8 protein-coding genes are annotated in these 10,415 nt (G+C 72.4%); 5 read left to right on the top strand and 3 right to left on the bottom strand.

Translation table 11 applies throughout. From position 1 onward, the window contains the following. Positions 1 to 27 precede the first annotated feature (27 nt). On the top strand, positions 28 to 1,767 hold the full coding sequence (locus IE257_RS22775) for an N-acyl-D-amino-acid deacylase family protein (protein WP_189971421.1): 1,740 nt from the start codon (positions 28 to 30) through the stop codon (positions 1,765 to 1,767). After that, complete coding sequence (locus IE257_RS22770) at positions 1,764 to 3,233, top strand: aldehyde dehydrogenase family protein (RefSeq protein WP_189971419.1); 1,470 nt, start codon at positions 1,764 to 1,766, stop codon at positions 3,231 to 3,233. Before IE257_RS22775 ends, IE257_RS22770 begins: the two co-directional genes overlap by 4 nt. Positions 3,234 to 3,303: 70 nt before the next feature. Here IE257_RS22770 and IE257_RS22765 read toward each other — a convergent pair whose 3' ends face one another. From IE257_RS22765 to IE257_RS22755, 3 genes are all read right to left on the bottom strand, one after another. Further along, complete coding sequence (locus IE257_RS22765; RefSeq protein WP_189971417.1) at positions 3,304 to 5,142, bottom strand: hypothetical protein; 1,839 nt, start codon at positions 5,140 to 5,142, stop codon at positions 3,304 to 3,306. Between the two features lie 54 nt (positions 5,143 to 5,196). Next, a complete protein-coding gene (locus IE257_RS22760) occupies positions 5,197 to 6,285 on the bottom strand; it encodes a DNA alkylation repair protein (RefSeq protein ID WP_189971416.1) in 1,089 nt (362 codons plus the stop codon). Between the two features lie 106 nt (positions 6,286 to 6,391). Further along, a complete protein-coding gene (locus tag IE257_RS22755; RefSeq protein WP_189971414.1) occupies positions 6,392 to 7,063 on the bottom strand; it encodes a hypothetical protein in 672 nt (223 codons plus the stop codon). Positions 7,064 to 7,442: 379 nt separating this feature from the next. Here IE257_RS22755 and IE257_RS22750 point away from each other — a divergent pair, with 379 nt between their 5' ends. The 3 genes from IE257_RS22750 to IE257_RS22740 all read left to right on the top strand — a co-directional run bounded on the left by IE257_RS22750 (position 7,443) and on the right by IE257_RS22740 (position 10,306). After that, positions 7,443 to 9,002: an APC family permease gene (locus IE257_RS22750; protein WP_189971412.1), complete on the top strand. Its 1,560-nt coding sequence runs from the start codon at positions 7,443 to 7,445 to the stop codon at positions 9,000 to 9,002. 148 nt (positions 9,003 to 9,150) lie between these two features. Next, the gene (locus tag IE257_RS22745; RefSeq protein ID WP_189971410.1) at positions 9,151 to 9,438 is read left to right on the top strand and encodes a hypothetical protein; all 288 of its coding nucleotides are present in this window, start codon (positions 9,151 to 9,153) and stop codon (positions 9,436 to 9,438) included. A gap of 73 nt (positions 9,439 to 9,511) precedes the next feature. Next, the gene (locus IE257_RS22740; protein ID WP_189971408.1) at positions 9,512 to 10,306 is read left to right on the top strand and encodes a bestrophin-like domain; all 795 of its coding nucleotides are present in this window, start codon (positions 9,512 to 9,514) and stop codon (positions 10,304 to 10,306) included. Positions 10,307 to 10,415 lie beyond the last annotated feature (109 nt).

Genomic DNA, 10,415 nt, shown 5'->3' with positions numbered 1-10,415 from the left:
GCGGGGCTCAAAGCGTGAAGGGACGTCATGCTCCACCACCTGATCAAGGGCGCGACCGTCGTGGACGGCACCGGCGCCCCCGCCCGCGTCGCAGACCTCGGCATCCGGGACGGCCGCATCGCCGTCATCGCCGAGCCCGGCACCGTCACCGAGGAGGCCCGAACGACCGAGGACGCCACCGGCCTCGTCCTGACCCCGGGCTTCATCGATCCCCACACGCACTACGATGCCCAGCTCTTCTGGGACCCGTACGCCACGCCCTCCATGAACCACGGCGTGACCACCGTCGCCGGCGGGAACTGCGGCTTCACCCTGGCCCCGCTCAACCCGGCCCGCCCCGAGGACGCCGACTACACCCGCCGGATGATGAGCAAGGTCGAGGGCATGGCCCTCAAGGCCCTGGAGGAGGGCGTCGACTGGACCTGGTCCACCTTCGGCGAGTACCTCGACGCCCTGGAGGGCCGCATCGCCGTCAACGCCGGCTTCATGGTCGGCCACTGCGCCCTGCGCCGGCACGTGATGGGTGAGGACGCCGTCGGCGGCCAGCCCACCCCCGAGCAGATGCAGCAGATGCTCGACCTCTTCCACGACGCCATGAACGCCGGCGCCTGGGGCCTGTCCACCACCCAGTCCTCCACCCACTCCGACGGATCCGGCGCCCCCGTGGCCTCCCGCCACGCCCGGCCCGCCGAGCTGCTGGCGCTGTCCGAGGCGGTCGCCGAACACGAGGGCACCCAGCTGGAGGCGATCGTCGCCGGCTGCCTCGACCAGTTCTCGGACGACGAGATCGACCTGTTCGTGGAGATGAGCGCCGCCGCGGGAAGGCCGCTCAACTGGAACGTCCTCACCATCGACGCCTCCGTCCCCGAGCGGGTCCCGCGCCAGCTGATCCCCAGCGAGCGCGCCCGCAAGGCCGGCGGCCGGATCGTCGCGCTGACGATGCCGATCCTCACCCCCATGAACATGTCCCTGGGCACCTTCTGCGCGCTCAACCTCATCCCGGGCTGGGGCGAGATCCTCGCCCTGCCCGTCCCCGAGCGGATCGCGAAGCTCCGCGACGCCGACGTACGGGCCGAGATGCTGCGCCGCGCCGACAGCAAGGAGGCCGGCGTCTTCCGGCGCCTCGCCAACTTCGGGCGGTACGTCATAGGGGACACGTACAGCAAGGAGAACGAGGGCCTCTCCGGCCGGGTCGTGAACGACATCGCCGCCGAGCGCGGTCAGGACCCCTTCCACTGCCTGGTGGAGATCTGCGCCAACGACGAGCTGCGCACGGTGCTCTGGCCGATGCCCACCGACAACGACCCGGCGAGCTGGGCCCTGCGCCAGGAGACCTGGCAGCACGAGGACGTCATGCTCGGCGGCTCCGACGCCGGCGCGCACCTGGACCGGATGTGCGGGGCCCCGTACACGACCCGCTTCCTCGGCGACTGCCTGCGCGGCCGCAAGCTCGTCCCGCTGGAGCAGGCGGTACGGATGCTCACCGACGACCCGGCCCGGCTGTTCGGGCTGCGCGAACGCGGGCGCCTCGCCGAGGGGTTCCACGCGGACCTGGTCCTCTTCGACCCGGAGCGGATCGAGGCCGGACCCGCGACCCTGGTCCACGACCTGCCCGGCGACAGCCCGCGGCTGGACGCCCGGGCCATCGGCATCGTCTCGGTACGCGTCAACGGCGTGGAGACCATCCGCGACGACGAGGTGACGGGCGCCGTTCCGGGCATCGTGCTCCGGTCCGGCCGCGACACGAGGACGGTGAGTACCCGATGACCGAGGTGCCGCAGCCGCTCTACATCGGCGGGGAGCGGGTGGAGCCCGCGGGCGGTCACTACGAGGTGATCGACCCGGCGGACGAGTCGGTGGTCGGGCTCGCGCCCGAGGCCTCGCGCGCCCAGGTCGAGGAGGCGGCGCGCGCCGCGGCCGACGCCTTCGAGAGCTGGTCCCGTACGACGCCCGAGGCGCGGGCGGCGATCCTGGACCGGGCCGCGGACATCATGCAGCGGGAGTTCGAGCCGTGGTCGGCACTGGCCCGGGCCGAGACGGGTGCGCCGACCGGGATCGCGCGCGGCATGCAGGTCGGGGTGGGCGTCGCCCGCTTCCGGCGGTACGCGAAGGGGGCCCTCGAACCGGTCGAGCGGGGCCTGCCCCCGCAGGTCACGGAAGCCGGCCCGATGGGGCGGGCGAGCATCCTGGGCGCGCTGGAGGTGCGCCAGCCGGTCGGCGTGATCACCTGCATCACCTCCTACAACAACCCGTGGGCGAATCCGGCGGGCAAGGTGGCCCCGGCCCTGGCCATGGGCAACACGGTGGTGGTGAAGCCGGCGCCGCAGGACCCGCTGTCGGTGTTCCGGATGGCGGACGCCCTGCACGAGGCCGGGGTGCCGGCGGGCGTGGTGAACGTCGTGGGCGGCCGGTCGGTGGAGGTCGGCGAGGCCGCGGTGGACTCCCCGCACGTGGACATGGTGTCCTTCACCGGTTCCACGGCCGTCGGGCAGCGCATCGCCGAGGTCTGCGGCCGGTCCATGAAGCGGCAGTTGATGGAGCTGGGCGGCAAGGGCGCGGCGATCGTCTTCGAGGACGCCGACCTGGACGCGGCGGTGATGGGGATCGGGACGACCTTCTCCTTCTACTCCGGGCAGATCTGCACGGCCCCGACCCGGGTGATCGTCCACCGGTCGGTTCACGACCGGCTGATCGAGAAACTGACCGGCTACCTGGCCTTCATGAAGGTCGGCGACCCGGCGGAGGCCGGCACGGTCGTCGGCCCGGTGATCTCGGCCGCGCACCGCGACCGCGTGGAATCGTACGTCGAGCTCGGGAAGAAGGAGGGCGCGCGGATCGCGTACGGCGGCGAGCGCCCGGTGGTCGGGGACGGCCGCGGCTTCTACGTGGCGCCGACCCTGCTCGTCGACTGCACGAACGACATGCGGGTGGTGCGCGAGGAGATCTTCGGCCCGGTGGTCGTGGTCGTGCCCTTCGACGGCGACGAGGAAGAGGCGATCCGGCTGGCCAACGACAGCGACTTCGGGCTGCTGAGCTACGTGTGGTCCGGGGACTCGGCGCGCGCGTTCCGCGTGGCGCGTCGGCTGCGGGCGGGCGGGGTCGGCGTGAACACCATCGGCCGCAACATGGAGGCGCCGTTCGGCGGGTTCAAGCGCAGCGGGGTGGGCCGCGACGTCGGCTCGTACGCGCTGCACGCCTACAGCGAGATGCAGTCGATCGTCTGGACGGCGTAGCCCCCCGGACGCCTGGACGGCGTAGCCCCCCGGACGCCGGGGCCCCCGTGGCGGGGCCCCGGCAGACGGCCTACGGGCCCCCGGGCGGCCAGTCGTGGCCGAGGGCCTCGGCGTACTCCTTGCTGCCCCCGCAGAGCCGGGCCCAGGTACGCGGGTTCTGCGCCGCGAGCCGTTCGAGGGCGGCCCGGGCCTGCGATGTGGGCGGTGTGCCGTCGTCCGGGATCCGCCATGCGAACTGCAGCCACGGGGCGCCCTCGCCCGGTACTCCGGGTCCGGTGCCGGGGGCGTAGGTGAAGAGGAGTTCGACGGTCTCCGGATCGTCCCATGCGGTGAAGGCCCCGCCCGCGCGGCAGTCCCAGGCGGTGAGCAGCTCGGGGCGTTCCCGAAGCCCGTCGGCGATGAGCCGGGCGGTGTCGCGCGCGGGCCAGGACCAGCTCCGGTCGTTTTCGGCCCGTTGGACCTCCGCGTCGTACGCGGCGGCGTCGCACCGGTACGCGGGCGGCTGCCGCTTCCCCTCGACGCCCCGCCAGCCGTCCCACACCACCGTGTCGCCGTCCCGGCGGATCGTCACGTAGAGGGCCCCGCAACAGCCCTCGGTGCAGTAGGCCTCGGCCAGCTTGACCTCGCGGGGTTCGGGACCGGCCCGCAGCCGCCCGGCGTCGAGCAGGGACTCGGGGGAGTTGGAGCCGCCCGAGGCGAACAGGTCGGGAACCAACGGCCTGCCGCCGAGCACGATCCGGGTCTCCACCACGTTGCGCACGGCCGGGTCGGAGACGACGACCTCGATCTCGAACGTGGCCGGTGCGCCGGGCGGGGTGAACGGTCGGCGTTCGGCGCGGAGCATCCAGCCGGCCCGGTGGCCGCCCGGTTCCTTGCCGGGGCGCAGGCGCGCGGCGGTCGCCGCTTCGTCGGGTACGGCCGCCCAGAGCGGTTCCGCCAGCAGCCGGCCCAGGGCATCGAGCAGTTCGGCCCGCCGGCCCCGCGGCCACTGCAGAACGGCCCCCGCCCCGCTGCGCAGATCCTGGGCGAGCGCGAGCAGCAGGGCGTACGAGTCCGGCGACGGGGTGAGCCGAGGGGCTCCGCCGACCACGGCCTCGTACACGGGACGGGCCCGCGCGTAGTCGAGGACCTGCGGCCGGTACTGGCTCGTGTGGGCCATGGCGAGCAGCAGCCGGCCCGCCGCGAGGGTCAGGTCCGGGTCCTGGGGGTATTCGTCGAGCAATTCGTCCAGCCGGGCGGCCTCGGCGATCCGGCGGGGCGGGCCCTGCGCCGTGGCCGTGGAGTCGCCGGTCAGGGCGGCGCGGACCGCCTCGCGGTCCCCGGCCGTCACGGCGTCGAGGAAGGTGCCCGGCCCGGGTGCCCCGGCCGTGATGCGGAGTTCGAGCTCGGCCGCCGCCCGTCGGTCGATCCGGTCGAGGACGGCCACCGCGTCGGAGGAGAACTCCCGCAGCATGCCGAGGGCCTGGACGGCGGGCGTGTCGGTGGTGTCACCGAGACCGGACAGAAGGGCCAGCCCGGCGTGGACCGCGGACGGGTGCGTCCCGGTGCGGATCAGCCGACGGGCCAGGCGCCGGGCACGGCCGGTGTGCCCGTCCTCGGGGACGATCCCGAGGACGATCCGGTGGATGTGCTGCGGTGGAACGGGGAGTTCGGCCAGCCGTGACTGGACGGCCGCGGCGGAACGGGCGCTGACCCGGTCGGCCAGCAGCGGGACGACGGCCTCGGTGACCGCCGCTTCGGCGGCGGTGCGGCCGAGACGGTTGCGCCGGCCGACGGGCGGGGAGCCGTCGGGCAAGGGGTATCCCCCGGCCGGGATCCGGCCGTCCGGCTCGATGCCGTGCAGAAAGAGGGCGTAGTCGTGGAGGGAGGTACCGGGGGTGAGCGCCGCGCGCTCCTCGCGGGCGCTCAACGGGCGGGGTGGGACTCGATTCCATAGGTCATGACGGGAGGGTGCCAGGCGGGGTCAGGACGCGTCCAGTGAAAAAGCGGCCTCGCCGCGGACCCGCCCGTTGATCTGGAGCTGAACCAGGTGTTCGCCGGAGTGGTAGCGGCGGGTGGTGATCGGTTTGAAGGAGTGGCGCTTGGTGCCGCTGAGGGTTTCGCCGGGGGACAGCGCGCGGGTGACGAGCTTAAACACCTTCGGGGTGCGGGCGCCGTTCGCCTTCGCGTGGTGCACGACGTAGTCGACGACCAGCTCCGCCGACAGCGGGCCGGTGTTGGTGACCGCCCAGTCGAAGACGAGGTACTCGCCGACGGCGACCTCCGGGGTGGCGACGACCGGCCCGCTCACGCTCACCGGCACGTCGGGGGAGTGCCCGAGCAGGGTCAGCGCCTCGGGTCGGCCGGCCTTGACCAGGGTGCGCAGGCCGTGCCGTACGACGCGGTCCGTCGTGGCCTCGGGCGCGGCCAGCCAGCGGGCCGCGGTCTCGACGGCGAGGGCGGGGTGGTCGCGGCTGATGTCGTTGAGGTGGTTGGAGACGGACCGGCGGACGTACTCGGACCCGTCCCGGTACAGCGCGTCCAGCACGGGCAGGGCGGGCCGCGGGTCGGCGACGAAGGCGGGCAGCTGCGCGGCCCACGGCAGCCGGGGCCGGGTGCCCTCGCTGGCGAGGCGGCGTACGTGCGGGTCCGGGTCGGTGGTCCACTTCTGTACGACGGCCAGGGCGCGGGCCGGGTCGGCGCGCACGAAGGGCCGTACGGCGGACTCGGCGGTCAGCCGGGAGGTCAGGTCGTGCAGCAGGTCCAGTCCCGGCTCGAACACCTCCAGCCCGCGGACGGCCACGGCCTCGTTGACGGGGAAGGTCATCCACCCCTCGAAGCCGCGCCCGGCGAGGGCGGTCCGCACGACGGCCTCGAAGGCGGGCCATTCGGCGGGGAGGTCGTCGAGCACGGCGTCGCGGACGGCGGTGACGCGCTCGCTGTAGCTCAGGCCGTCGAGGGCATCGGCGCGGGCCCGCAGGGCGGGCGAGGAGCGGCGGCCGCCCGCGCGCGCGAGCAGTCGGGCGAGGGTGGTGACGGTTTCCGCACTGAGGAGCTCATCGGCCGTGGGCATGGGCCCAGTCTCACGGATGAACCCCCGGTTCCGGGCCGGAGTTCTTCCGGGCCCCGGTCCCGCGCCCCGGCCCTGGGACCCGGGGCCGCGGCCCGTCCGGTGGCGCTCAGTCCTTGTAGTAGTCCGTGAGGACGCAGCCCTTCACCAGGGCGGGCTCCTTGCGGTACCCGCTCGGCGGGTTGAAGTCGGCGTGGCAGTTGAGCATGAGCAGCCCGGCCTGCGGCTGGAGCAGGGCACTCATGGCGTCCGAGCTCTCGGATCCCATGGCGAAGTCCTGTCCGACGACGATGCCGCTGTCGGGGTTCCCGCTGCCCTTCTTCGCGTCGACCTGGGCCTTGAAGGCCGTCTGGAAGGCCTTCGGATCCTTGATCAGGGCGATGGTCGTGATGCCCCGCCTGCCGCAGTAGCCGATTTCGGTGACGGAGAAGGCCGGGCCGAACCCGGTGTCCGGGCCTTCGCTCGGCTTGCCGTCGGCCGGGGTGCGGCTGACCGGGTCGCAGGGGGTGTAGCCGTTGACGAAGCGGGCGGCGGCGGCCATGGTGCCCGCCTTGGGCAGCTTCTGGAAGGCCGTCCCGTCCTTGGGCGCGTTTCCGTTGACCCCGCCGTTCTTGGTGGGGTTTTCCAGGGTGCCCTCGTCGGGGCCGCCGTCGGTGGCGGCGCCCGTGCCGCCGTCCGCGCCGGAGCCGATGCCGACGAGGGGCGATTCGTTGCCGTCCCCGCTCCCGCCGCAGGCGGTGAGCACGAGCAGAGCGGCGGCGACGGCCGTGGCCGATGCCATGAGTGATGTGGTGGTGCGCATGTGCGTCTTCGTCCCCCGGGTAAATGACCTTGAACGGCGGCGACTCTAGGGCGGTGATCATGTCCGCGGCAAACCTGCCCGGACCCCGGGCGGCACCGCGTCCGCACCCCTGTTACCACCGGTCACCGCAAAGTCACGACGGAAACTTTGGAAATACCCATAACGGACATGGCTGCGGTTTCCGCATGCCGAAAGAGTCTCGGCCGAGCCTGCCGAAACGCGGGCGTGCTCCAATGTGAACCTTGGATTAAGTGCTCATGAACGGCCTCGGTCTCAGGATTCCAAGGCATTCGTGGGCCCACGCTTCCGGACTTCGATCGTCCAGATGTGGAAAACGCACCATCTAACGTCCTGACCCATGACTCAGCTGGACGTTCGGCCTCAGGCCGGAGACACGGTAAGCGGCGTCGCCGAGGGCGACGTTCGCGGCAAGGGCCTCGGCAAGGGGTCCGTCGGACTGGTCGGAAGCGCCGTCATCGGCATCTCCACCGTCGCCCCCGTCTACTGCCTGACCTCGACCCTCGGCTCCACCGCCGGTGAGGTCGGCATGCAGATGCCCGCGATCTTCCTCGCCGGCTTCCTCCCGATGCTCCTGGTCGCCTTCGCCTACCGCGAGCTCAACAAGGCCATGCCGGACTGCGGCACCTCCTTCACCTGGACCGTCAAGGCCTTCGGCCCGCGGATCGGCTGGATGTGCGGCTGGGGCCTGGTGATCGCCACGATCATCGTGCTCTCCAACCTCGCGGGCGTCGCCACCTCCTACTTCTGGCTGCTGGCCGGCGAGATCACGAACAACCCGTCGATCGCCGCCCTGGACGACAACAAGCTCGTCCACATCGCCACCTGCCTCACCCTGATCGCCGTGGCGACCGCCATCAGCTACCGCGGCATGACCGCCACCAAGGGCGTCCAGTACGCCCTGGTCGGCCTCCAGCTCGTCGTGCTCGCGATCTTCGTCGCCATGGCCTTCCAGAAGGCCTCCGCCGGCACCTTCGACACCGGCCTGGACTTCTCCTGGTCCTGGATGAACCCCTTCGCGGTCGAGTCCATGGCGGCCTTCACCGCCGGACTCTCGCTCTCGATCTTCATGTACTGGGGCTGGGACGCCTGCCTGGCCACCAACGAGGAGACCACCGGCTCCACGAAGACCCCGGGCCGCGCCTCGCTCATCGCGATGATCGTCCTGGTCGGCTCCTACCTGGCCACCGGCGTCGCCGCCCAGATGGCCGTCGGCTCCGGCGGCGCAGGCCTGGGCCTCGCCAACGAGGAGACCTCCGACAACGTCTTCGCGGCCCTCGCCGGCCCCGTCATGGGCCCGGCCCTCGGCATCCTGCTCTTCGTGGCCGTCCTGGCCTCCGCCGCGGCCTCCCTGCAGACCACCTTCATCCCGGTGGCCCGCACGGTCCTCGCCATGTCCACGTACGAGGCACTGCCGCCCTCCTACGCCAAGGTCCACCCGCGCTTCAAGACCCCGGGCCGCGCCACCGTCATGGCGGGCGTCGCGACCGGCGTCTTCTACACGGTGATGACCCTGCTCAGCGAGAACGTCCTGACCGACACGATCTTCGCGCTCGGCCTGATGATCTGCTTCTACTACTCGCTGACCGCTTTCGCCTGCGCCTGGTACTTCCGCGGCGAACTGCGCCGCTCCTCCCGCGACCTGTTCTTCAAGGGCGTCTTCCCGGTCCTGGGCGGACTGCTGCTGGCCGCGGTCTTCTGCAAGACCCTCTACGACATGTGGGACCCGGCCTACGGCTCCGGCTCCACCGTCCTCGGCGTCGGCAGCGTCTTCATCATCGGCGTCGGCCTGCTGGCCCTCGGCCTGGTGATCATGTTCGTCACCGAGCGCCGCAGCCCCGCCTTCTTCCGCGGCCAGGTCCTGACGAAGTCCACCCCCGCCCTGGTGGTCGAGGACTGACCCACCCCCTGCGCACCACCCGCTGAGTCATGCCCACGGCCCCGGATCGATTCCCCCGATCCGGGGCCGCGGGCGTTCAGGGCCGATTCGCGCCCCCAAGTCGGGCACGGGCGGTGACCCGGGGCGCGGCAGGGTCGTTGGACGGTGCATGAACGCCTTGAAGCGCACCCTCGCCGCCCTGGTCGTCTCCGGTGGAGCCCTCGCACTCGCCCCCGTCGCCGCGCACGCCGACGAGCCCGCCGTCCAGGGGCCCCCGATCGTCGAGCGCGTCGGAGGCATCGTCGACCACCCCGGCCAGGCCGTGCAGGACACCAAGACCGCCGTCGGCGTGACCGCCTCGGCGGCCGGGTCCGCCACCCGGGCCACCGACTCCTCCCTCAAGGGCACCGGCACGGCCCTGACCGGTGGTCTCCCCAAGACCCCGAAGGTCGAGTGACCCGGCCGCCGGTACGGGTGACCGGCACCCGCCGGGGCCGGTCTGTCGAGCGGTGGCGCTCGTTGAGCAGGGCATGATTCTCTGGCTGCTCAACCACCTCAGCACCTTCGTCATCGCCGTCCTGCTGGTCGGCGGCCTCACCGGCCTCGCCGTGGCCGGGAGCGTGGCCGCCCGCCGCCGCTTCCCGCACCTGGCCGACGGCGACCACAACGAGATGGTCGGGGTCGCGCTCGGCATGTTCGGCGCGATCTACGGCATCATCCTCGCCTTCGTCGTCGTCACTCTGTGGACGCAGCTGGAGAACACCCAAAACATCGTCGCCAGTGAGGCCACCGACCTGGCCCTCGTCGTCCGCAGCGCCGACGCCTTCCCGCCGGCCGACCGCGACCGGGTGCACCGGGCCGTCGGCGCGTACACACACGCCGTCGTCGAGGTGCAGTGGCCGCTGATGCGCGAGGGCCGGCCGAGCCACGAAGCGACCGGCGCGCAGACGGAGGCCCTGTACCGGGCCCTCCAGGCGTACGAGCCGCAGGGCGCCCGCGCCGAGACCTTCTACGCCGAGGCGGTCACCCGCCTCAACGACGCCGCCGCCCAGCGCCGGGCCCGCATCACGATGGCGGAGAGCTCGCTGCCGATCCTGCTCCAGGTGCTGGTGTACGGGGGCGCGTTCGTGATCGTCCCGCTCACCTTCCTGTTCGGGCTGCGCAGCCTGAAGATGCAGCTGCTCTTCGTTTCGGCGGTGGCCGGGCTGATCGGCTTCAGCCTGCTCCTGGTGGTCGCACTGGACCGGCCCTTCGCGGGGGACCTGAGCGTGACCCCGGCGCCCTACAGGGAAGCGGCCCTGGCGCAGTTCTGGGCCGCCGGCTGACGACCCGCCCAAGGCGCCCGGACTGTCAAGCCCCGAACTTCAGCGACGTGACGCCATGCGCTCCCTGCGGCTGACTGGAAGTACGGACTCCCGCCTTCCGCTCTCCCCG

Source organism: Streptomyces avidinii (assembly GCF_014650695.1).
Taxonomy (GTDB): domain Bacteria; phylum Actinomycetota; class Actinomycetes; order Streptomycetales; family Streptomycetaceae; genus Streptomyces; species Streptomyces avidinii.
The sequence above is the reverse complement of the archived record's forward strand: the minus strand, read 5'-3'. Positions and strand labels throughout refer to the sequence as shown.

Coding starts and splice junctions, on each gene's coding strand:
- IE257_RS22775 (WP_189971421.1), top strand. CDS start 28: ATGCTCCACCACCTGATCAAGGGCGCGACCGTCGTGGACGGCACCGGC.
- IE257_RS22770 (WP_189971419.1), top strand. CDS start 1,764: ATGACCGAGGTGCCGCAGCCGCTCTACATCGGCGGGGAGCGGGTGGAG.
- IE257_RS22760 (WP_189971416.1), bottom strand. CDS start 6,285: ATGCCCACGGCCGATGAGCTCCTCAGTGCGGAAACCGTCACCACCCTC.
- IE257_RS22755 (WP_189971414.1), bottom strand. CDS start 7,063: ATGGCATCGGCCACGGCCGTCGCCGCCGCTCTGCTCGTGCTCACCGCC.
- IE257_RS22750 (WP_189971412.1), top strand. CDS start 7,443: ATGACTCAGCTGGACGTTCGGCCTCAGGCCGGAGACACGGTAAGCGGC.
- IE257_RS22745 (WP_189971410.1), top strand. CDS start 9,151: ATGAACGCCTTGAAGCGCACCCTCGCCGCCCTGGTCGTCTCCGGTGGA.
- IE257_RS22740 (WP_189971408.1), top strand. CDS start 9,512: ATGATTCTCTGGCTGCTCAACCACCTCAGCACCTTCGTCATCGCCGTC.